The organism is Pyruvatibacter sp. HU-CL02332 (assembly GCF_040362765.1).
In the GTDB taxonomy this organism is placed as follows: domain Bacteria; phylum Pseudomonadota; class Alphaproteobacteria; order CGMCC-115125; family CGMCC-115125; genus Pyruvatibacter.
Genome location: NZ_BAABWK010000001.1, coordinates 1,643,238 through 1,664,351, shown reverse-complemented (window position 1 = coordinate 1,664,351; position 21,114 = coordinate 1,643,238). Strand labels below are relative to the sequence as shown.

At 59.8% G+C, this 21,114-nt stretch carries 19 protein-coding genes; all 19 read right to left on the bottom strand.

The genetic code is table 11. From position 1 onward, the window contains the following. The 19 genes from ABXH05_RS07870 to miaB all read right to left on the bottom strand — a co-directional run bounded on the left by ABXH05_RS07870 (position 1) and on the right by miaB (position 21,059). The gene (locus ABXH05_RS07870) at positions 1 to 606 is read right to left on the bottom strand and encodes a DUF4893 domain-containing protein (protein ID WP_353560531.1); all 606 of its coding nucleotides are present in this window, start codon (positions 604 to 606) and stop codon (positions 1 to 3) included. Positions 607 to 702: 96 nt separating this feature from the next. Beyond that, on the bottom strand, positions 703 to 2,817 hold the full coding sequence (gene pnp / locus ABXH05_RS07865; RefSeq protein WP_353560530.1) for a polyribonucleotide nucleotidyltransferase: 2,115 nt from the start codon (positions 2,815 to 2,817) through the stop codon (positions 703 to 705). A gap of 206 nt (positions 2,818 to 3,023) precedes the next feature. Then, the gene (gene rpsO / locus ABXH05_RS07860) at positions 3,024 to 3,293 is read right to left on the bottom strand and encodes a 30S ribosomal protein S15 (RefSeq protein WP_348136614.1); all 270 of its coding nucleotides are present in this window, start codon (positions 3,291 to 3,293) and stop codon (positions 3,024 to 3,026) included. 54 nt (positions 3,294 to 3,347) lie between these two features. Continuing rightward, entirely contained in the window at positions 3,348 to 4,310 is a 963-nt protein-coding gene (gene truB / locus ABXH05_RS07855) for a tRNA pseudouridine(55) synthase TruB (RefSeq protein WP_353560529.1), read from the bottom strand. A 3-nt stretch (positions 4,311 to 4,313) separates the two neighbouring features. Beyond that, on the bottom strand, positions 4,314 to 4,727 hold the full coding sequence (rbfA, locus tag ABXH05_RS07850; protein ID WP_348136612.1) for a 30S ribosome-binding factor RbfA: 414 nt from the start codon (positions 4,725 to 4,727) through the stop codon (positions 4,314 to 4,316). Between the two features lie 38 nt (positions 4,728 to 4,765). Next, positions 4,766 to 7,609 (bottom strand): translation initiation factor IF-2, encoded by a 2,844-nt coding sequence (infB, locus tag ABXH05_RS07845; protein ID WP_353560528.1) that lies wholly within the window; start codon positions 7,607 to 7,609, stop codon positions 4,766 to 4,768. 125 nt (positions 7,610 to 7,734) lie between these two features. Beyond that, complete coding sequence (locus ABXH05_RS07840) at positions 7,735 to 8,472, bottom strand: RNA-binding protein (RefSeq protein ID WP_353560527.1); 738 nt, start codon at positions 8,470 to 8,472, stop codon at positions 7,735 to 7,737. Continuing rightward, the gene (gene nusA, locus ABXH05_RS07835) at positions 8,472 to 10,115 is read right to left on the bottom strand and encodes a transcription termination factor NusA (protein WP_353560526.1); all 1,644 of its coding nucleotides are present in this window, start codon (positions 10,113 to 10,115) and stop codon (positions 8,472 to 8,474) included. Before nusA ends, ABXH05_RS07840 begins: the two co-directional genes overlap by 1 nt. Positions 10,116 to 10,121: 6 nt before the next feature. Beyond that, on the bottom strand, positions 10,122 to 10,709 hold the full coding sequence (gene rimP, locus ABXH05_RS07830; RefSeq protein WP_197538319.1) for a ribosome maturation factor RimP: 588 nt from the start codon (positions 10,707 to 10,709) through the stop codon (positions 10,122 to 10,124). A gap of 179 nt (positions 10,710 to 10,888) precedes the next feature. Next, positions 10,889 to 11,797, bottom strand: a complete 909-nt coding sequence (locus ABXH05_RS07825) for a LysR family transcriptional regulator (protein ID WP_353560525.1) — start codon at positions 11,795 to 11,797, stop codon at positions 10,889 to 10,891. A 44-nt stretch (positions 11,798 to 11,841) separates the two neighbouring features. Further along, entirely contained in the window at positions 11,842 to 12,315 is a 474-nt protein-coding gene (locus ABXH05_RS07820) for a hypothetical protein (protein WP_353560524.1), read from the bottom strand. 95 nt (positions 12,316 to 12,410) lie between these two features. Beyond that, positions 12,411 to 13,115: a tRNA (guanosine(46)-N7)-methyltransferase TrmB gene (gene trmB / locus ABXH05_RS07815; RefSeq protein ID WP_353560523.1), complete on the bottom strand. Its 705-nt coding sequence runs from the start codon at positions 13,113 to 13,115 to the stop codon at positions 12,411 to 12,413. A 27-nt stretch (positions 13,116 to 13,142) separates the two neighbouring features. Beyond that, the gene (metK, locus tag ABXH05_RS07810; protein WP_353560522.1) at positions 13,143 to 14,372 is read right to left on the bottom strand and encodes a methionine adenosyltransferase; all 1,230 of its coding nucleotides are present in this window, start codon (positions 14,370 to 14,372) and stop codon (positions 13,143 to 13,145) included. 298 nt (positions 14,373 to 14,670) lie between these two features. Next, positions 14,671 to 15,099 carry a helix-turn-helix domain-containing protein gene (locus ABXH05_RS07805; protein ID WP_461494470.1) on the bottom strand — a complete coding sequence of 143 codons (429 nt, stop codon included), beginning with the start codon at positions 15,097 to 15,099 and terminating at the stop codon, positions 14,671 to 14,673. A gap of 155 nt (positions 15,100 to 15,254) precedes the next feature. After that, positions 15,255 to 16,880 carry an apolipoprotein N-acyltransferase gene (lnt, locus tag ABXH05_RS07800; protein WP_353560521.1) on the bottom strand — a complete coding sequence of 542 codons (1,626 nt, stop codon included), beginning with the start codon at positions 16,878 to 16,880 and terminating at the stop codon, positions 15,255 to 15,257. A gap of 15 nt (positions 16,881 to 16,895) precedes the next feature. After that, entirely contained in the window at positions 16,896 to 17,876 is a 981-nt protein-coding gene (locus tag ABXH05_RS07795) for a hemolysin family protein (protein WP_353560520.1), read from the bottom strand. A gap of 138 nt (positions 17,877 to 18,014) precedes the next feature. Continuing rightward, the gene (gene ybeY, locus ABXH05_RS07790; RefSeq protein WP_353560519.1) at positions 18,015 to 18,542 is read right to left on the bottom strand and encodes an rRNA maturation RNase YbeY; all 528 of its coding nucleotides are present in this window, start codon (positions 18,540 to 18,542) and stop codon (positions 18,015 to 18,017) included. Further along, a complete protein-coding gene (locus ABXH05_RS07785) occupies positions 18,535 to 19,641 on the bottom strand; it encodes a PhoH family protein (RefSeq protein WP_461494474.1) in 1,107 nt (368 codons plus the stop codon). The genes ybeY and ABXH05_RS07785 overlap by 8 nt, the downstream gene beginning before the upstream one ends. Then, positions 19,638 to 21,059: a tRNA (N6-isopentenyl adenosine(37)-C2)-methylthiotransferase MiaB gene (gene miaB, locus ABXH05_RS07780; RefSeq protein WP_353560518.1), complete on the bottom strand. Its 1,422-nt coding sequence runs from the start codon at positions 21,057 to 21,059 to the stop codon at positions 19,638 to 19,640. The genes ABXH05_RS07785 and miaB overlap by 4 nt, the downstream gene beginning before the upstream one ends. Positions 21,060 to 21,114 lie beyond the last annotated feature (55 nt).

Below are 21,114 nucleotides of genomic sequence, written 5' to 3'. Positions count from 1 at the left end.
TTATCCATCACGGCGGAATTCGATGATGTCGTAGGTGCTTTCGCGCGCGGGATACGGAAATACGAACCGCATCCAGTCAGGCCCGAGCATCTCTACCGTGGCGACCTTGTCGCGGTTGTCCGGCGACTTGCCGTCAACACTGTCGGCGGCCTGATACGCCCGCGGGGCCTCATAGCCATAGTAGCCGCCGCCCAGCAACACCATGCGTCGGGGGCCATCTGCATAAAGAGTGCCTGCAAAGTTCTGCGAGCCTGTGACCTTCGTTACGGTCAGGGCGCCGGTGCGTTCGTCGATGCGGCATTTGAACCAGTCATAAGCGACCAGCCCCACAAAGGGTCCTCCCACCTTGATGGTGCGGCACTGCCATTTGCCGACCATGGCCTTGGTGTCGATATCGCCGGCGGGGGCGGCCATCAGCAACTTGGCGACGGCCTGTTCATATCCAGAGCCATTGCCTTTGGCTTCTGCGTTGCCCTGGGCAATGGCAGCGGCCACCGTGTCGATGCGTTCAACATCGTAGGAATGGGCGACGCTGCGCCAGTCGTCGGCTGCATATGCCGGCGCGGCAAACGCAAGCATGGTGATGATGGCTGTCAGAAGTCGCATGCGGGTATCCCTTCGCTGATCTGGCCCCACCATAACGAAAAACGGGCGCTGGTTCATGACCAGCGCCCGTTTCAATTTGTTCAGCTTGAAAGAAGCTTATTCAGCAGCTTCCAGGTCCTTGCCGGTTTCCTGATCCACAACCTTCATGGACAGGCGAACCTTGCCGCGATCATCAAAGCCCAGCAGCTTCACTTTCACAGTGTCGCCTTCCTTGACCACGTCGGACACTTTCTCAACGCGCTCTGGAGCAAGCTGGGAAATGTGCACGAGGCCGTCCTTGGGACCAAAGAAGTTCACGAAGGCACCGAAGTCCATGACCTTGACGATCTTGCCGTCATAGATTTCACCCACTTCAGGTTCTGCCGTGATGCCCTTGATCCAGTCGAGGGCAGCCTTGATGGAAGCTGCGTCGCTGGAGGCAACAGAAATGGTGCCATCGTCTTCGATGTTCACCTTGGCGCCTGTTTCTTCAACGATCTGACGCACGACCTTACCGCCGGTGCCGATCACGTCGCGGATCTTGTCTTTTGGTACGGTGATCACTTCGATGCGGGGAGCGAACTCGCCCACTTCTTCGCGACCGGATGTCAGGGCCTTCGACATTTCGCCGAGGATGTGCATACGCCCACCCTTTGCCTGATCGAGCGCTGTGCGCATGATCTCTTCGGTGATGCCGGTGATCTTGATGTCCATCTGCAGGGACGTGATGCCCGCTTCGGAACCAGCCACCTTGAAGTCCATGTCGCCGAGGTGATCTTCGTCGCCCAGGATGTCTGACAGGACAGCGAACTTGTCGCCTTCCTTGATTAGGCCCATGGCGATGCCGGAGCACGGACGCTTGAGCGGAACACCCGCATCCATCATGGAGAGTGATGCGCCGCAAACGGTTGCCATGGAGGACGAGCCGTTGGACTCGGTGATTTCCGACACCAGACGAATGGTGTAGGGGAATTCGTCCTTGGCTGGCAGAAGCGCCTTCAGAGCACGCCATGCAAGCTTACCGTGGCCAATTTCGCGGCGACCGGTGAAGCCCGTACGACCCGTCTCACCCACAGAGTAAGGCGGGAAGTTGTAGTGCAGCATGAAGTTTTCTTTGTAGGTGCCGGACAGAGCATCAATCATCTGCTCGTCGTCACCGGTGCCCAGAGTTGCCACAACCAGCGCCTGCGTTTCACCACGGGTGAACAGGGAGGAACCATGGGTACGCGGCAGAACAGACACTTCAGACACGATCGGACGCACATCGGCAAGGCCGCGGCCGTCGATGCGCTTCTTGGTGTCGAGGATCGAGTTACGCACGATGTCGGACTCGATGCCCTTGAACGAGCCACCAACAGCCTGTGCGTCGGGGGCACCTTCAGTACCATCGGCAAGAGCTGCAACAGCCTTGTCCTTGGCCTGGGCAATGGCTTCCTGACGGTCTGCCTTGTCAGCAATCTGATAGGCGGCGCGCAGGTCACCTTCAACAATCTCACGCACCTTACCTTCAAGGGCTGAGTTGTCAGGGGCTGTGAAATCGCGCGGCTCTTTGGCAGCGCCTTCAGCCAGCTTGATGATCATATCAAGCACCGGCTGCATTTCCTTGTGGCCGTACATCACAGCGCCGAGCATGACGTCTTCGTCCAGCTCGTTGGCTTCTGATTCAACCATCAGCACAGCGTCGCCCGTACCGGCAACCACGAGGTCGAGATCGCTTTCAGCAAGCTCGTCAACGGTTGGGTTCAGGGAGTAGGCACCGTCCTTGTAGCCAACGCGCGCACCACCGATTGGGCCGAGGAACGGCACACCGGAAATGGTGAGAGCAGCAGACACGGCAACAAGAGCGACAATGTCAGGATCGTTTTCAAGGTCGTGGCTGAGAACAGTCGCGATAACCTGCGTTTCGTTCTTGAAGCCCTTGACGAACAGCGGGCGGATCGGACGGTCGATCAGGCGCGATGTCAGTGTTTCTTTTTCAGTCGGACGTGCTTCACGCTTGAAGAAGCCGCCGGGGATCTTGCCCGCTGCGTAGTACTTCTCCTGGTAGTTCACTGTCAGCGGGAAGAAGTCCAGGCCCGGCTTGGGCTGGCGATCCGCGACGACTGTGGCGAGAACCGATGTCTCACCATAGGTTGCCAGCACGGCACCGTCAGCCTGACGGGCGATGCGGCCGGTTTCGAGGGTGAGCGTACGCCCGCCCCATTCAATTTCTTGCTTGTGGATATCAAACATAGTTTCAGTTTCCTAATCGTGTGCCGTCATGTGGCACTGGCGGGGGCATTCGTTTGCCTTGGGCCGCCAAGATGCCGGGAGCGGAGCCTTCTCCAACACCCGGACCGCATGTGCATCAATCGAGCCTTCCCGATGATCCGCATACGGATTTTGAGCAACAACGCCCGCCTTTGGATTATCCAAGGGCGGGCGCTTGTTTTTGCGTGCTAGCGACGAATGCCGAGGCGCTGGATCAGATCCTTGTACCGCGGCTCGTTCTTTGCCTTCACATAGTCCAGCAACCGGCGGCGCTGGCTGACCATCTTCAGCAGTCCGCGGCGGGAGTGATTGTCCTTGCCGTGACCTTTGAAGTGACCCGTCAGATTTGAAATCCGCTCGGTGAGGATAGCGACCTGCACTTCGGGTGAACCTGTGTCACCCTCTTTTGTGCCGTATTCTTTGATGAGCTCAGATTTGCGCTCAGGTGTAATCGACATCGGGCTTCCTTTCTTCTGCGCCGCGACTAAACGGGGCGCTGTTTGGGGTCTTCCCTATGCGGGAAGATTGAAAACGCGCGTGGGGTGAAGCTCACCTTGTCGTGCTTCACACAGGGCAATTGGTTGCCCGTGAAGCATGGCGCATATTGTGCCTTTGACGATGGGAGCGTCCCGTCCACGCGACAGAACCGCCTGACCTTGCTTTAATCGCGCCGCATCATTGCCACTCACGGCCAGAGCCGGGATGTCGTCCAGCGCGGTCTCAAGTGGCAATAAAAAAGGCGCCTTGGGGTCTGGCGCGGGCGGACTATTGCCCATATCGGGCGCAGTTTCCACCGCTATTTGAGTCGGAAATTCGGTAATAGTATCAAGGGCTACGGCGTCTTCTTCGCTGAACGGACCGACCCGCAGGCGGCGCAGCATGGCCACATGGCCAAAAGTGCCTAAATCCTGCGCCAGATCGCGCGCCAGCGACCGCACATAGGTGCCTTTTCCGCAGGTCATTTCAAACACAGCCTCGTCGTTGGACGGCTGATCGATCAGCTTGAGGTCGTGAATTTCAACGGTGCGGGCCTTGAGCTCCACATCCTCGCCGTCGCGGGCCAGGTCGTAGGCGCGCTCGCCATTGACCTTGATGGCGGAGTATTTGGGCGGAATCTGGCTGATTTCTCCCACATATTTGGGCAAGGCAGCCAGAATAGCGTCTTTGGTGGGGCGCACATCGCTTGTGGCGGTCACGTCGCCCTCGCGGTCGTCGGTATCGCGCTGCTCGCCCCAATGGACGGCAAAGCGGTAGTCCTTGGTGGCGTCCACCAGATAGGGAACGGTTTTGGTCGCCTCACCCAGTGCGACCGGCAGAATGCCCGAGCCCAGGGGGTCCAGCGTGCCAGCATGGCCCGCCTTTTGAGCATTGAACGCGCGACGGACCTTTGACACCACATGGGTTGAGGTCGGCCCGAGCGGCTTGTCCACCACCACCCATCCAGAGACGGGCAGGCCCTTTTTGCGACGGCCCATGGGCTATTTCTCGTCTTCTTCGATGTCGCGTGCCACATCCGCTGACCGCAAGATTCCGTCAATACGGGCACCTTCGGCAAAGCTTTTGTCGATTTCGAAGGTCAGATCGGGTGTGAACTTGGTGGTCATCCGCTTGCCAAGCTCACCGCGCAGATATTTGCGGTTGCGCTTTAGGGCTTCGAGCACTTCCTGTTCGCCCACACCGCCCAGCGGCTCGATGGCGACGCTCGCATTGCGCAGGTCGTTGGAGGCCCGCACTTCGGTGACGGTCACAATGGTCGATTCAAGCACCGGGTCGTGTACTTCGCCGCGCGCCAGCAATTCACTGAGCACATGGCGAATGAGTTCACCCACCCGCAACTGCCGTTGCGATGGCCCACGCCTGCTGGCGTTGGACACATGATCTGATCTGCTCATGAGCTATCCGGACCTAAGGGCAAGAACAAGCGAGGCGCTTAAATCACCCGCTCCACTTCCGTCACGTCGAAGCACTCGATCACGTCACCCTTGCGGATGTCCTGATAGTTTTCGAACGACATGCCACATTCCTGGCCGTTGCCCACTTCCTTCACTTCGTCCTTGAAGCGCTGGAGGGTGGACAATGTGCCTTCGTGGATCACGACGTCATCACGCAGCAAACGCACTTTCGAGCCACGCTTGACCGTGCCTTCGGTAATGCGACACCCGGCAACCTTGCCGACCTTCGACACATTGAAGACTTCGAGGATTTCCGCGTTGCCGAGGAACGCCTCACGAAGTTCCGGTCCAAGCACGCCGGCCATGGCAGCCTTCACGTCGTCGATGAGGTCATAGATCACCGCGTAGTAGCGGATATCCACACCCTGCTGACGGGCCGCATCACGGGCCGGTGCATTGGCACGTACGTTGAAGCCGAGAATCGCGGCACCAGAGGCTGCCGCCAGCGTCACATCACTTTCGGTGATGCCGCCAACGCCTGCATGAAGTACGCGCGCCATGATATCGTCCGTACCCGTCTTATCGAGGGTGCCGACGATGGCTTCCACTGAGCCCTGCACGTCACCCTTGACGACGAGCGGCACTTCCTTCTTGTCGCTTTCCTGCAGCTGCGTGAACATCTGCTCCAGCGAGCCGCGGGCAGAGCCTGCCGCACGCTTGTCGCGCTGGACGCGCTGGCGATACTCGGTAATTTCGCGGGCACGGGATTCGTCTTCCACAACGGAAATCATGTCGCCAGCTTCCGGTGTGCCGCCAAGGCCGAGCACCTCAACAGGCTCGGACGGACCGGCTTCGCTGACCTGCTCGCCACGATCATTGATCAGTGCACGAACCTTGCCCCATTCGCCGCCGGCAACCAGAACATCGCCCAGGCGCAACGTGCCGCGCTGAACAAGAACCGTCGCCACAGGACCCCGGCCCTTGTCCAGCTGGGCTTCAATGACGAGGCCGTCTGCAGCGCGATCCGGGTTGGCCTTGAGTTCAAGGAGTTCGGACTGCAGCAAAATGGCTTCTTCGAGCTTGTCGAGGTTCATCTTCGCCGTGGCGGAGACTTCCACTTCCTGCACATCACCAGACATGCTTTCCACAATCACTTCATGCTGCAGCAAATCCGTGCGCACGCGATTGGGGTCGATGTCGGGCTTGTCCATCTTGTTGATGGCAATGATCAGCGGCACTTCTGCAGCCTTGGCGTGGTTGATGGCTTCGATGGTCTGCGGCATCACACCGTCATCACCAGCCACAACAAGCACCACGATATCCGTTGCCTGAGCACCACGCGCACGCATGGTGGTAAAGGCGGCGTGGCCCGGCGTATCAAGGAAGGTAATGCGCTGACCGGCAGGCATACGCACCTGATAGGCACCAATATGCTGGGTGATGCCACCGGCTTCACCGGCTGCAACATCGGTCTGACGCAGAGCATCGAGAAGCGATGTCTTGCCGTGGTCAACGTGGCCCATGACGGTCACGACCGGCGCACGTGGCTGCAGATCCGCTTCGTCGTCCACCTCACCTGTGAGGCCTTCTTCCACGTCGGATTCAGACACACGCTTGACCGTGTGGCCCATTTCTTCGGCGATGAGCTGTGCAGTATCCGCGTCGATCACATCGTTGATCTGCAGCATCTGGCCCTGGGCCATCAGCAGCTTGATCACGTCCACGGCACGTTCGGTCATACGCGCGGCAAGTTCCTGCACACTGATGGTGTCAGGAATGGTCACTTCGCGATGGACCTTCACCTGCTCCTGCTTGCCACCGCGGGCGCGCTTTTCGCGCTGCTGGCGGCGACGCATGGCGGCGAGAGACCGCTGGCGCGGTTCGTCGTCCAGAGCGTTTGAAATGGTCAGGCGACCACGACGGCGTTCATTGCCGGTCGTGCGCTTGGGTGCAGGCTTGTTTTCGTCTTCGCGCTTCTTCGCAACGGGTGTTGGAATGGCCTTGGCGCCAGGCTTCGGCTCGCCAGGCAGAACCTGGGCAGGCGTGCCATCAGCTTCGGCTTCTTCCTTGGCAAGCAGGGCTGCAGCCTTATCGGCTTTTGCCTTGGCTTCTGCCTCACGGCGCGCAATTTCTTCTTCCTTGGCGAGGCGAGCTGCTTCTTCGATGGCTGCAACGCGCGCAGCCTCTTCAGCAATCTTGCGCTTCTCGGCGTCTTCAATGGCCTTCTGGCGCTCAAGCTTTTCGCGCTCACGCGCTTCAATGAGCGCGCGACCGCGGGCGCCTTTTTCTTCTTCCGTCAGGGTGCGCAGCACCATGTTGCCGCGGGCGCGGGCATCACGCTCAGGGCGAGACGCGCGGGCAGGCTTGCCGGCATCAGCGGCGGGCGCTGCTTTTTTGGCCGCCGTCTTGGTGGCCGTTTTTGCAGCTGTCTTGGTTGTTGTCTTGGCAGCGGTTTTTGTCGCTGTTTTGGCAGCAGGCTTTGCAGCTGGCTCAGCGGCGGGTGTCGCTTCAGCCTTAGCTTCAGCGGCTGGCGCTGCTTTGGCTGCAGCAGGCTTTGCTTCTGCGGCTGGCGCAGGCGCTTCAGCGACCGGTGCTGCAGGCGCGGGCGCCTTTGCGGCAGCTGGCTTGGCTTCAGCGGCAGGTGCTGCTGCTTCAGCTTTCTTTGCTGCAGGGGCTTCCGCCTTGTCCTTGGGCGCCACACGGCGACGCTTCTTCTCAACCAGAACCGCCTTGGAGCGACCGTGGGAGAAGTTCTGCCGCACATGACCTGTCTCAACCGTCCGGCCGAGTGTCAGCTTGCCGCCGGACGCACGCGGTGTCCGGGTGGCACCTGTGCCGCCGGTTTCGCCGTCTTGTGCGTCTGTGTCCTTTGTCTCGCTCATGAGACCCCTTCAACTACCAAACCCTGCAAAGCCGGCTGATTATGCCGCTACAGGGTTTCAAAAAACCTGTCAGTCCGGCTGGCCGCAAATCACGCGCCAACCCCGCAACGGGGGCCACCCCCCACTCAAGCTCCGCCCTGGAACCCCTGCAACCGTCCAACCTCACACATAATGAGGCCGGAGAGCTTGTCGGCAGGCAGTACATTTCGGGCCAAGTCGCCCGCGTGTACTTCTGGTGCCTCCATGTGCCGCGCTCGCCCTTTTGAGGCAGCGCCGCTTGCAGTCAGGGCAGCATGTACCACATTTGGCCGCCCCAATGCCAAACCCAATTGTTCTGCCGAAAATTCAGCCACAATCGGAGCATCGACGCCGGCCGCAATGGCCTTCGCATTCTTCTGGCCTTCCTTGCCCGCGTCGGACGCCAAAAACAGCGCCACCACTTGGGCCTTCATGGCCGCTTCTTCAACCTTTGCATGGCCTGCCATCACCTGGCCTGCCTTGCGCGCGAGCCCCAGCAACGCCAGAACCCGCCGCCTCAGCCCCGCTTCCACCTGATCTGCCAGATCAGCGGGGGCCTTGGCATTTTGTTTCGCGGCACGGGCAAAAAGGCCCTTTTGGGCCGCTTTTTCCACCGCATCGCGGTTTGAGGTCACCCAGATACCGCGTCCGGGCAATTTGCCCTCGATATCCGGCACCACCTGATCGTCAGGCCCGATGGCAAACCGCACCAGCGTGGCCGTTGTCCCCGTCTCACCGCTGACAATGCAGCGGCGTTCCGGGGTTTTCTTGCGGCCAGATCCCTTTTCAGGCGAGGGCGTTTCAGACGTTTCCGCCGAAGGCTCCCCCACTGGTGCCTGGCTCATCACTCAGCAGGCACCTCTTCTGCTTCACCTTCTTCGCCCTCTTCACCGGCTTCAGCAGCTTCTGCTTCGGCCCGCATGGCTTCGAGGTCTTCTTCGGTGATCCAGCCTGCTTTTACGCGGGCGGCCATAATAATCTCTTCTGCTTCCTGCGGGGACACATCATGTCCGTCCAGGAAGCCCGGCTCACGGCGGCGTTCGCCTTCAACGCTCTCGTAGTAGCCCGTCAGGTCGTCGGTGGCGCAGCCGGCAAGATCTTCAACGTTCTTCACGTCGTTCTCGCCCAGGGACACCATCATGGCTGATGTGATGCCCGGCACTTCACCGACTTCATCCTCAACGCCCAGCTCCTTGCGCTTGGCATCGCGGGCGGCATCGAGCTTTTCAAGATACTCGGTTGCACGGGCCTGAATTTCCGCAGCCGTGTCCTCATCAAAGCCTTCGATGTCGGAGACTTCTTCAGATTCAACGTAAGCGATTTCTTCGACCGTTGCGAAGCCTTCAGAGGCCAGCAGCTGGGCAATCACTTCGTCCACATCCAGCGCTTCTTCAAAGAGCTTGGAGCGTTCAGCGAATTCAGCCTGGCGGCGTTCGCTTTCTTCAGCTTCGGTCAGAATGTCGATGGTCCAGCCGGACAGCTGTGAGGCAAGACGCACATTCTGGCCACGGCGGCCAATGGCCAGCGACAACTGATCGTCAGGCACAACGACTTCAATGCGCTCTGCGTCTTCGTCGAGCACCACCTTCACCACTTCAGCAGGGGCAAGGCCGTTTACGATGAAGGTCGCGGGGTCTGGCGACCACTGGATGATGTCGATCTTTTCGCCCTGCAGCTCGTTCACAACGGCCTGCACACGGCTGCCGCGCATACCAACGCAGGCACCGACAGGATCAATGGAGCCGTCATTCGAGATGACGGCGATCTTGGCACGGCTGCCGGGATCACGCGCCACAGAGCGGATTTCGATGATGCCGTCGTAGATTTCGGGCACTTCCTGTTCAAACAGCTTCGCCATGAACTGGGGATGCGTGCGCGACAGGAAGATCTGCGGGCCACGCTGCTCGCGGCGCACATCAAACACATAGGCGCGGATGCGGTCGCCGGTGCGGAAGGCTTCGCGCGGGATCTGCTCGTCACGGCGCACAATGGCTTCGGCACGGCCCATGTCGACGATGACGTGGCCATATTCCACACGCTTGACCAGACCATGAATGATCTCGCCGACGCGATCCTTGTATTCATCAAACTGACGGTCGCGCTCAGCGTCGCGGACCTTCTGCACAATCACCTGCTTGGCGGTCTGGGCGGCAATGCGGCCAAAATCGATGGGTGGCAGCGGCTCGGTCAGAAAGTCGCCAACCACAGCGGCCGGGTTGCGGACACGGGCTTCTTCCAAAGAGAGTTCGGTCGCATCATTCTCAACTTCCTCGACCACTTCCTGCAGCCGGTTGAGTTTGATCTCACCGGTCTTGGGATCGATCTGCGCGCGGATTTCATTTTCCGCGCCGTAGCGAGAGCGGGCGGCCTTCTGGATTGCGTCTTCCAGCGCCTCGATGACGATTGCCTTGTCGATGGACTTTTCGCGGGCGACCGCGTCAGCAATCTGCAGAAGCTCGAGCCGGTTGGCGCTAATAGCCTGTGCCATGGAAACTTACTCCGTGATGTCTTCTTCTAGTGTTTCAAGTTCGGTGGGGGCAGACGGTTTTGGTGATGCCCCTCCCGATTTCTGACTTTGTTTGATGAGCGCGTCGGTCAGCACCAGCTTTGCGTCATGCACATCGCCGAACGGCAGGCCCACGACCTGTGGTTCGGAAAAACCTTCAATCTCAACCGCAATGCGGATTTCGTTTTCGTCTGTCGCAAACCCGTCCAGCAGGCCGCGAAAGCGTTTGCGGCCATCAATCGGCACCTGCAGCTCGACCTTGGCGAGATGTCCTGCCCAAGTCTCAAAGTCCTTCTCGCGGGTCAGCGGGCGGTCAATTCCGGCGGACGACACTTCCAGCGTGTATTTGCCGGAAATCGGGTCATCCACGTCCAAAGCCGCTGAAACGGCGCGGGAGACTTCCTCGCAGCCTTCAATCGGCATGGTGCCGTCGGCCTTTTCCGCCATGATCTGCAAGGTCGGTGTACCGGAGCCGATGACGCGAATGCGCACGATTTCATAGCCCAGGCTCTCAACGAGAGGGGCGATGATGCCTTCGATGCGTTCTTCCGCGGGTGTCTTGGCCTTCAGGCTCAAAAACGTTGTCTCCAGAAACAAAAAAGGGGCTGCCGAAGCGCCCCCATGAACCTACCGTCGCAGTCATTCTGCCAAGTTAGCAAAATAACCGGGGTCTCAACTTGGGCGGACCATACGCCCAACGGCTGGAATTTGCAAAGGGCTGTCTTGAAGCGGATTTTAACGCATATCCCGCCGGCCTAACCGGCCGCACCCGAAGCTGCCAGCCGGGCAATCAGACTCGCGATCTCCGCCCGGCTATCGGTCCGCCGGCGGGCTGCATGCCAGTGGAACCAGTATCCGTCCTCCCCAATGGGCCGCAGCGCCAGCGACGCGGCCTGGGGCGAGGCTGCTGCCACCCGCCTTGGCAACACACTGACGGCGTCACTATCTGCCACGGCCGCCAGGATGCCTGCGGGGCTCTCGATGCGATGGAAGCCCGCGATGCGGATGCCCGCGGGCTTGAGATACCGTCTGTGGAGGATCGAGCGTTCGAGTTCCAGGTGATAGATGACTTCCTGACCTTCGAGGTCGTCAGGCGCGACATGTGCCTTTGCGGCCAGGCCATGGTCTGCGCGCATGACCGCTACCAGCTCATCGGGCTCCAGCTGGGTGTACGCGACGCCGGACAGTGTCGGCGCCTCACCGACGATGGCCACGTCCACCTTCTCCGCCGTCAGCGCATCCAGAGGCGCGATTTCGGGGCCTGCATCAAGTTCGATGCCGGGGTGGTCGCTGGCAAAGGCACGCATGGCGCGGGCAAGGGCTGCATCGTTGTGAATGACGTCCGTGGCAATGCGCAGGCGGCCCGATGCGCCGCCCACCCGGGTATTGAGCGTGGTCTCGAAGGCCTGAAACTCTTCCAGCAAGCTGCGGGCACGTTGTTCGAACGCGCGGCCGGGACGGGTCAGGCGCATTGTCGTCTGGCCGGTGGATGTGCTCTTGCCGGTGCGCTCAAACAGGGGCGTGCCGAGCATCTCCTCCAGCTGCGTCAGCTGCTTGCTGAGGGCAGGTTGCGAGACGGCGAGCGCATTTGCGGCAGCGGTCATAGTGCCCTCGCGGGCAATGGCACACACCAGTGCGAGATGTTTTCGGTCCAGTCGGATCATTGAGCAAGTGTCCGCCGCATGGCCGGGAATATCCAGACTGTTGTTCAGGAGGCCGCCGTCTCATGGGCAGGCACAAGATCGGTGCGGGCATCTCCATGCTTTCTGATGGCGACCTTGCAGCAGCCTTTGACGCGCGGGTCAGCCCGGCTTTCCAGCACGATCAAGTCACCACCCATCTTTTTCAACAACGCGCGGTCATACTCCATCAGCCGGTGGCATGCAGCCACATCGCCTGTGCCTTCCAGCGAACAGGGGAAATGAATTTCCGCGTAGGCGGTCTCGTCCTCCACCCGGTCGATTTTCCAGAACCGCTCCAGACCAAACAGCCGCCGCCACTCCTTAGCCATGGCTGCCACGGTGTCCTGCGGGGAGCCATTCTTCTTTCGCCAGGTGAAGGCTGCCAGGAACCGCGCGATGCGACGGGTCAGCCAATGGGCACGGGTCAGCGCGATCGGTCCGGTCGTGCCGTTGACGCGCTTGTAAAACGTGATGGTCTTTTCTTCTTGAGTGGATGCCATGAATCCCTCCTGCCTCCAGAGCGTTATGCCCTGTAGCTAGGGACTGCCGACGGATTGAAGAAATGGCATTTGGAGATAACGCACATAACCTGAGGTTATAGCCGCTCAAACTCCAGATAGCAGGGCGTGCGGCCTTCGCGGATGGCTTTGGCCTCGTAGCGGGTGCCGGGCCAGCCGGGGGGTGGCGTGTCGTGGTCCGCCAGGCTTTGAGCGGTCTGGGTGAATTGCCCGTTGTCGGCAATTTCGCGCAGGGTCCACTGGATGTAGTCGGGGATGTCGCTTGCGACCTGCAGGATCTTGCCGGGGCGGATCACGCGGGCGAGGCTTGTGAGCGTGTCACCGCCGACGAAGCGCCGCTTGTTCTGGCGCGATTTGGGCCAAGGATCTGGATAGAGCAGATAGACCCGGTCCAGCGTATCGGGCTTGAGCGCGTCCAGCACGTCGCGGGCATCCCCATGGTGCAGGCGGATGTTGGGCAGCTCTTGTTCTTCAATGGCGGCCAGGGTCTTGGCAACACCATTGAGAAACGGTTCGCAGCCGATGAAACCGATGTCGGGGTTCTGCGCTGCCCGGGCGATCAGATGCTCACCACCGCCAAAGCCGATTTCCACATGCACTTGGCTCACGTCAGAAAACAACGTGTACGGATCAAGTGGTGTGTCGGTCGGAACCGCAATGCGCGGCAGAACATCCGCAAACAGTTTTTGCTGGCGCGGTGACAGTGCCTTGCCTTTGGCGCGGCCATAAATAAGGGGCCGCCGCGTAAACGGCTGCCCCTCATCTTTGTGTCGATCAGCCATGAATACAGGCTTCGTTTTTCAAAGTGTCTAGCTGATGGCTGCTTTGAGCGGCTCAACGAGATCCGTCTTCTCCCAGGAGAAGCCGCCCTCTGCGTCTGCGTCACGGCCAAAGTGGCCATAGGCAGCGGAGCGGGCATAGATCGCCTTGTTGAGGTTCAGGTGCTCACGGATGCCGCGCGGGCTCAGATCCATGGCTTCCTGGATCGCGCCTTCAAGCTTGGCTTCATCCACATTGCCTGTGCCGTGCAGGTCCACATAAACGGACAGCGGCTTGGAGACGCCAATGGCGTAAGCCAGCTGGATGGTGCACTTGTCAGCAAAACCGGCAGCCACAACATTCTTGGCCACGTAGCGGGAAGCATAAGCAGCAGAACGGTCCACCTTGGTGGGGTCCTTGCCGGAGAATGCGCCGCCACCGTGGGGCGCTGCGCCGCCATAGGTGTCCACGATGATCTTGCGGCCTGTGAGGCCTGCGTCACCGTCCGGGCCACCAATCACAAAGATGCCTGTGGGGTTTACGTAGAATTCGTCTTCCGGGCACATCCAGCCATCGGGCAGCACGTCGAGAACATGCGGGCGAACAATTTCGCGGACCTGGTCGGTGGTGAGGCCTTCAGCATGCTGGGTGGACACAACAACGGATGTCGCACCAACGGGCTTACCGTTTTCATATTTCAGGGTGACCTGGCTCTTTGAGTCCGGGCCGAGGCCTGAGTTGGCATCGCCGTGGCGGGCGTCAGCCAGTGATTTCAGAATGCGGTGCGAGAACACGATTGGTGCTGGCATCAGCACGTCTGTTTCGCGGCAGGCGTAGCCGAACATAATGCCCTGGTCGCCGGCGCCTTCGTCCTTGTTACCTGCAGCATCCACACCCTGGGCAATATCGGCGGACTGGGCGTGCAACAACACGTCAACGTCAGCGTTCTTCCAGTGGAAGCCGTCCTGCTCGTAGCCGATGTCCTTGATGGCGGCACGGGCAACTTCTTCAAATGGCGCTGGTGTGACGCGGTCGCCGTCTCCCAGAAGACTTTCGGGTACGCGCACTTCCCCGGCGATCACCACTTTGTTTGTTGTGGTCAGCGTTTCAGCGGCAACACGCACCTGGGAGGCGTCCATGCCTTCCTTTTCAGCGGTCCGGAAAATCAGGTCCACGATTTCGTCGGAAACCCGGTCGCAGACCTTGTCAGGATGGCCTTCAGAAACGGACTCACTGGTAAACAGATAGCTGGAACGTGCCACGGCAGGTGGTCTCCCCATGTAAGCCCGGAAATGCGGTTGCGGCCCCTTGCCGAAAACGCCCAGGCGACTGGCAGTCGATCACATACGGTGCGCAGCCAATGAGCCGCAGACGCTGCATATGAACGGTGAAAGATACCGGCCTTGTGGGACCGGCGAAAAAGAATGCGGGGTTCTTGCCGGGTTTGGCGGAACCCGTCAAGGCTCAGGAAGGGCCGAGCGGGTATGCGCTCCAGATTAGGGAGCGTTCTCAACGCAATGATCAGCTATTGCGCAAAGTGCAGACTTGCCGCAGCAGCCGCGTCCCGCCTCAGGTGCTTTATTCAGGAACTGGGCTCTGAGATTTCGCCAGTGCCTTGAGCATATCCACAATGCCGCGGCGAACGGCCGGGTCGCGGATTTCAACAAAAGCCCGGTTGAGCTGAAGGCCTTCTGAACTGGACACAAAGTCCATTACAAACGGCGCGCTGTCGCCTTCTGCAAATGCCTGTTCTCCGCCGGGAGCGTGGGCATCATTGTCAGCCATTTCTTCGTAGAAATACTGCACCGGCACATTGAGAATACGCGACACCTCATACAGGCGGCTGGCGCCAATACGGTTTGTACCCTTCTCGTATTTCTGAACCTGCTGGAAAGTCAGCCCGAGTTGCTCACCCAGCTTTTCCTGACTCATCCCGACGAGCAATCGACGCAGCCGGACCCGGCTACCCACATGCACGTCAATCGGATTTGGTTCTTTCCTAGCCACCCACATCTCCCCTAGCAAAAACCACGTCTGTCTTCGTGGCTATTTGCACTAGCACTAACCTATGAGTGCAAATGAGTGATGTGCACGTCAACATGAGGCATGTCAAAATATTCGGCAATAATGTATTATACAACCATGGGTTGCAATTAGGTGTGTCAGTGTTGTCTGTGTTTAGCCATTTTTGAATACAGTATAGTTAATACTAGAACTAAGCATCCAATCCAGAATAATAGACCGCCACTTCTAGAATAAATGGTGGGATCGATTTTTCCCGGTAAGTTCTGGTCTAATACTCCGGCCTCCCCCAAACGCAGATGGGCCCGTATCTGGCCGCGAGGACCAACTACGGCAGATATTCCAGTATTAGCTGCACGGATAAGTGGAAGTCCCTGTTCGACTGCGCGCATTCTTGCCTGGAAAAAATGCTGCCGTGGGCCAATCGAATCACCAAACCAAGCATCATTGGTGGCGTTGAGAAGCCATCCGGGCCTTTGTACCCCTACGGAATTTCCCGGGAAGATGACTTCGTAGCAGACCAGTGGGCCCATCTGTGGCATTCCGGGCACATTTACAGACTGCGGACCTGGACCACTGCTATATCCTCCGCGTTGTCGGGTCAGTTGCTGCAATCCAATGGCATTCAAGAGTTTTTGCGCAGGCAGATACTCTCCGAACGGCACCAGATGAGCCTTGTCATAGGTGGCTGTAATGGTGGCGTTGGCATCCAGCACCATCACCGAATTGAAGAAGCGCGCCCATCGTCCATCAGGCATGGTCTGGGGCAATGGCTCGGCGCGCACCGCGCCTGTGATGAGGTGTACGCCATCGGGCAGCATGTCGGCGACAAGCGCACGCGCATCAGGATTGTCAGCCAGCAAAAAGGGCGGCGCGCTTTCCGGCCAGATGACGTGGGTGATGCCGTCCAGATTGTCCTGCGCCCGGCTGAGGCGCAAAAGGCGCGAAAAGTTGACCGCCCGCAGCTCTGGTCGCCATTTGTCTTTCTGGGCAATGTTCGGCTGCACAATCCGAAGTTTGACGTCGGCCACATCAGCGGGTGTGGGCAATGACAGCCGCCACAGACCAAACCCGAAAAGCGCCAGAGGCAGAACGCCGGCGAAACACACGAATGCGGCGGCCCGACTGCGCGTCACGCTAATGCCCGGGCCTGCCAGCAACGCGGGCGCGGTTGCAACAAGCGCCGCCAGAAGGGTGTGTCCGTAAAGGCCCCACAAGGACGTGGCCTGCACGAGCGTGTCCGAGACGGAGAACCCATACCCAAGGCTGTTCCAGGGAAAGCCCGTCAACACATGACCGCGCAACCATTCGGCGAGCGCAAAGGCGACAACAAAGGTCAGAACGCGCGTGGCGCCGGTTCGGGATACGGCACGAGCGGCAACCGCGGTGCCTGCAAAAAACAAGGCCAGACCGCCAGGCATGATGAGCGCCACAAAGGGCAGCATCCATGCGAACTGATCTGCTTCCACAAGAAAGGCAGAGCCTATCCAGTAAAGCCCGGCCAGAAAGAAGCCAAAGCCAAAAGCCCACGCTGTTAAGGCCGCGGATCGCCAACCTGCAAAGCGATGTTCAGCTTCAGGCTCAATACCGTCCAACAGCCAAAGCAGCGCCGGGTAGGTGACAAGCAGCAATGGCCACAGCCCAAAGGGCGGCATGGCAAACACTGTGAGCGCACCTGCAATGGCTGCCAGACCAAGCCTCTGCCAGCCTGATCGCCCCGCCAGCCAATCCGCCAGCCGGGTTACTCCCCCAACAATCCCCTGCATGCGCCCTGCCTGTCGTTAATCAGTGGTCGGACTGTCCGACTTGTCTTTGGCCGGATTTTCCGACGTTGCCCCAGGATGCACGACCAGCCGTTTGATGCGGCGTGGATCAGCATCTGCAATCTCAAACTCTATGCCGGTTTCATGCACTACGACTTCGCCGCGTTGTGGGACGCGGCCCAGCATGTCGAATACGAGGCCACCCAAGGTGTCCAGATCATCTTCACGCTCTTCAGGCATCAATGTGACGTTGAGCATCTCTTCAAGGTCGCCTATCTCGGCGCGCGCTGTGGCATCAATCAACCCACCGGGAAGGCGCACAAGATCAGGGCGTTCAGCCTCATCATGCTCGTCTTCGATTTCGCCGACGATCTCTTCGACCAGATCTTCAATGGTAACGAGGCCGTCTGTCCCGCCATACTCATCAATCACCAGCGCCATGTGGACACGGCTTGCCTGCATTTTAAGGAGCAGATCGATCGCTGGCATGGATGGCGGCACATAAACGAGATCCCGCCGAATGGTGGCCAGGTCGAATTTGTCATCTGTCTCCCCGCCGGTGCGGTTGTCAGCCATCCAGCCGAGCAGATCCTTGATGTGCACCATGCCGCGCGGGTCATCCAGTGTTTCGCTGAAGACCGGAAGGCGCGAATGATTGGCCTCACGGAAGGCTTTCACAAGCTCATCAAGAGACGTGCCTTCCTCGACCGCCACAATGTCGGGACGCGGAACCATCACGTCTTCAGTGCGCAGCTCATTGAAGCCCAGCAGGTTGACGAACATGTCCTGCTCTGCCGCCGACAGTCCCGACGCTCCGTCACGCTCCTCTGCCAGAACAGCGTCAAGGGAGGCCCCCAGGGAACTGGCTTCTGCACCGCCACGCACATAGCGCCAGGCACGCGCGAGGCGTTGTGTCAGCGGCTGGCCCGGTGCAAGGGCAGCTGAGGCCGGTCTGTCGCCGGGTGAACTCTTGTCGGTCGTGTCGTTGGCCAAGGCCATCGTCTGGGGCTCCTGTTTCCCGGCGGTTCGGCCTGCCGGGGAGGCACATTTTCATTCGGGCAATCTACATTGCATCGCCATCATTACAGAACCCTCAACCCGTGCGCCACATGCACAGGCTGCCGGGCCCTGCTGTGCTCAGGATGCGTAAGGATCACCAATGCCAAGGTCTGCGAGAATCCTGCGCTCCAGATCTTCCATTTCGTCTGCTTCGTCAGGCGTTTGGTGGTCATGTCCCTGCAGATGCAGCATGCCGTGGACAACCAGGTGCTGCAGGTGATCAGACAATGCCTTGTTTTCAGTGCGCGCTTCAGCCGCCAGCGTGTCGAAGCTCAGGGCAATATCCCCCAGGTGTCGCTCTGTCTGCATGGCAAGCATGGCATCTGGAAGGGGGGGCGCTGGAAAGGACAGCACATTGGTGGGCTTGTCTTTGTTGCGCCACTGCTTGTTCAGGGCCTGAAGGGCCGCGTCGTTTTCCAGCAAAATGCTGACCTCGATCACCTGATCTGCTGCGCTGCCCACTGATGGCTGAAAAGCCGCCCGGACTGCTGTACGGATCAACTTCTCCACGTCATCCAGAGTGTCCCAGTCGCCATTTTCGCGAAGGATATCGATCTGAAGCAGGCTGGCTCGATCCGGGTCAGGCTTTGATGCCGGGTCAGGCATTGCCGCCCTTGTCCTTGTTCGGCAGCAACTTGCCCTCCGCTTCGGAGTAGGCGTGCACGATGCGGGTCACAAGCGGGTGGCGCACCACATCCACATTGGCAAACTCCGTGACCGCGACGCCCTTCACATTGCGCAACACGTCGCGCGCCTCCCTGAGGCCGGACTTTGAGCCCATGGGCAGGTCGACCTGCGTCGGGTCACCGGTGATAGCCATGCGTGAGTTTTCGCCCAACCGCGTCAGGAACATCTTCATCTGCACGGATGAGCAGTTCTGCGCTTCATCGAGAATGACATAGGCATTGGACAAGGTACGGCCGCGCATGAACGCCAGCGGTGCCACTTCGATTTCACCGGACTCAAGGCTGCGGGCCACCTGCTCGGCAGGCAGCGTGTCGTAGAGCGCGTCATAGAGCGGACGCAGATAGGGGTCGATCTTCTCGCGCAGGTCGCCAGGCAGGAACCCAAGACGCTCGCCCGCTTCCACCGCGGGGCGCGATAGTATGATCCGATCCACCTGCCCCTTGATGAACAGGGACACGGCAGCTGCCACCGCAAGGTACGTCTTGCCGGTGCCCGCAGGCCCCATACCAAAGACAAGCTCATTGGTCTGGAGCTGTTTCATGTAGAGCGCCTGATTGGCCGAGCGGGGCTCAATGACCCGCTGCTTGGTCACAATCTGCACGCTGGAGGAGCCCTTCTGGCCTTCGGGCAGCGCACTGGATGCCATGCGCACCGCTCCATCCACGTCGGCCATGACCACTTCCTGGCCACGTTTGAGTTTGCCGTAGAGGTCGCCAAGGGCCTGCGCAGCGTTCCCGCGTGCATCGTCAGCACCACGGATGGCAATGCGATTGCCGCGCGGTGTCAGGGCGACGCCGAGCAATTGCTCTATGCGGGCAAGGTTGCAGTCGGCAACGCCGGCCAGTCCGCTCATCAAATGGTTGTCGTCAAAGTCGAGCACCACAACATCAGGCCGTGGTCCGCCCTGTGCCCTCACACCCTGGGCTTTCAATGCCTCGGGCTGTGCGGCCTGGTTTGCGGCGCTTTGCGCCGATGATGAGGCTCCAACGGGAGCAGAAGCACTGGTTCCAACGCTCAAGCAGCGTCTCCTTTAACAAGACTGTCCGTCGCCGATATATCCGCAAGCTTACCTGAAAGACTGTTCGCGTGCGCGGCTTCAATGACAACCGGCACGATTTCGCCGCGTAGATGCATTGGTGCATCAAGATGAACGGCCTGCAGATACGGCGAACGCCCGGCCAGCTGGCCGTCACGCTTGCCCACCCGGTCCAGCAGCACCGACATGGTCTTGCCGACGGAGGCTGCGTTGAAATCCCGTGATTGCTCGTTCAGCAAGGCCTGCAGGCGCGCCAGACGCTCAACCTTCACATCCTCGGGCACCTGCGTTTCGTGAATGGCGGCCGGAGTTCCCGGGCGCTGGGAGTATTTGAAGGAATAGGCCTGCGCATAGCCCACGTCGCGGACCAGCTGCATGGTTGCTTCAAAATCTTCATCGGTCTCACCGGGGAAGCCGACAATGAAATCACCGGACAACGAAATGTCAGGGCGCGCCTCCCGCAGCTTGTCGATCAGCTGCAAATAGTCTTGCGCCGTATGCTGACGATTCATCGCCTTGAGAATTTTGTCGGAGCCCGCCTGCACCGGCAGATGCAGATAGGGCATCAGCTTGTCCAGATCGCGATGGGCCGCAAACAGATCATCGTGCATGTCGCGTGGATGGCTGGTCGTGTAGCGCAGGCGCTCCAGTCCATCGATCTCAGCCAGGGCAAACAGCAGCCGTCCCAGATTGGAGGCGGCATCGCCCAAACCATTTCCATGCCATGCATTGACGTTTTGACCCAGCAGCGTGATTTCACGCACACCAGCATCCACAAGGCCGCGCGCTTCATCGAGCAGCTGGCTCATGGGCCGCGAGACTTCAGAGCCGCGCGTATAGGGCACGACGCAGAACGTACAAAACTTGTCACAGCCTTCCTGCACCGTCAGGAACGCGGCCGGGCCCCGGCCCAGGGTTACCTTTTTCGATGGCTGCGGCAGGTGTTCGAATTTGTCTTCGGTGGGAAAATCTGTTTCGACCAGACGCTCACCATCCTTGGCGCGCTCGACGAGCTGCGGCAGCCTGTGATAGGCCTGCGACCCGACAACAAAATCCACCACCGGCGCACGGTCGAGCATTTCCTGCCCTTCCGCTTGCGCCACGCAGCCCGCCACGCCAATGGTCAGGGGACGGCCCTGCTTGAGGCGGGCTTCTTTGAGAATGCGCAGGCGGCCAAGTTCTGAATAGACCTTGGCGGCTGCATTCTCACGGATGTGGCAGGTGTTCAGGATCACGACGTCGGCGGCGTCCGGCGCCTTTGCGGTTTCGTAGCCCTTGGGGGCCAGAGCGTCTGACATGCGGTCGCTGTCATAGACATTCATCTGGCAACCATAGGTCTTGATGAAAAGCTGCGGCTTGTCGTTTTCTGGCGCTGAATCTGGTGTGCGGTCGTCCGGCAAAGTGAGCGTCTATCTCTCTTGGAAATGCATGTAAGCGGTTGTTCCTGCATCATTT

Coding starts and splice junctions, on each gene's coding strand:
- ABXH05_RS07825 (WP_353560525.1), bottom strand. CDS start 11,797: ATGATCCGACTGGACCGAAAACATCTCGCACTGGTGTGTGCCATTGCC.
- pnp (WP_353560530.1), bottom strand. CDS start 2,817: ATGTTTGATATCCACAAGCAAGAAATTGAATGGGGCGGGCGTACGCTC.
- truB (WP_353560529.1), bottom strand. CDS start 4,310: ATGGGCCGTCGCAAAAAGGGCCTGCCCGTCTCTGGATGGGTGGTGGTG.
- trmB (WP_353560523.1), bottom strand. CDS start 13,115: ATGGCTGATCGACACAAAGATGAGGGGCAGCCGTTTACGCGGCGGCCC.
- ybeY (WP_353560519.1), bottom strand. CDS start 18,542: ATGCCTGACCCGGCATCAAAGCCTGACCCGGATCGAGCCAGCCTGCTT.
- rbfA (WP_348136612.1), bottom strand. CDS start 4,727: ATGAGCAGATCAGATCATGTGTCCAACGCCAGCAGGCGTGGGCCATCG.
- metK (WP_353560522.1), bottom strand. CDS start 14,372: ATGGGGAGACCACCTGCCGTGGCACGTTCCAGCTATCTGTTTACCAGT.
- ABXH05_RS07795 (WP_353560520.1), bottom strand. CDS start 17,876: ATGGCCTTGGCCAACGACACGACCGACAAGAGTTCACCCGGCGACAGA.
- rpsO (WP_348136614.1), bottom strand. CDS start 3,293: ATGTCGATTACACCTGAGCGCAAATCTGAGCTCATCAAAGAATACGGC.
- ABXH05_RS07870 (WP_353560531.1), bottom strand. CDS start 606: ATGCGACTTCTGACAGCCATCATCACCATGCTTGCGTTTGCCGCGCCG.
- lnt (WP_353560521.1), bottom strand. CDS start 16,880: ATGCAGGGGATTGTTGGGGGAGTAACCCGGCTGGCGGATTGGCTGGCG.
- infB (WP_353560528.1), bottom strand. CDS start 7,609: ATGAGCGAGACAAAGGACACAGACGCACAAGACGGCGAAACCGGCGGC.
- ABXH05_RS07840 (WP_353560527.1), bottom strand. CDS start 8,472: ATGAGCCAGGCACCAGTGGGGGAGCCTTCGGCGGAAACGTCTGAAACG.
- ABXH05_RS07820 (WP_353560524.1), bottom strand. CDS start 12,315: ATGGCATCCACTCAAGAAGAAAAGACCATCACGTTTTACAAGCGCGTC.
- nusA (WP_353560526.1), bottom strand. CDS start 10,115: ATGGCACAGGCTATTAGCGCCAACCGGCTCGAGCTTCTGCAGATTGCT.